Genomic DNA, 510 nt, shown 5'->3' on the forward strand with positions numbered 1-510 from the left:
GGGGAGCTCAGGCACCTGTGTGAGAGCTTGGTATCAGCGCGGAGACAGCACGGCGGGCCGCACCTTGCTCCGCTTCTTTCTTGTTGTGGCCGGTGTAGGCGGCATATAGCCTGCCGTCCACATTCGCTCTGGCACAGTACCGACGATTGTGATCTGGGCCAGACCCGACGATTTCGTATCGGGGGGCATCGAAGCCATGCTCAGCGCAGTACTCTTGCAGGACAGTCTTCCAGTCTGTGCCCGCCCCAGAGCGGTCTGCCTCATCAACGAGAGGATCGAAAAGGTGGTGGACTAGACGCAGTACGTCCGGAAGCCCAGCTGACAGCTCGACCGCGCCCAGCAGTGCCTCGGTAGTGTCGGCCAGGATCGACGTCTTGTCGTGGCCGCCAGTACGTTCCTCTCCCTTGCCCAATTTGATCCGAGGACCAATGCCGAGTTGACGTGCCAGCTGTCCTAGCGAGACGGTACTCACAACAGCCGACCGTAACTTGGCTAGCTGGCCTTCAGGCT

1 protein-coding gene is annotated in these 510 nt (G+C 60.8%); it reads right to left on the reverse strand.

Features of this window, described 5'->3' with window-relative positions; genetic code table 11:
* Positions 1-7 precede the first annotated feature (7 nt).
* The coding region (locus tag AC3A84_RS06025; RefSeq protein WP_487968727.1) for a ribonuclease III family protein at positions 8-510 on the reverse strand (503 nt) is incomplete at its 5' end.

This window comes from Paracidovorax sp., assembly GCF_057642795.1.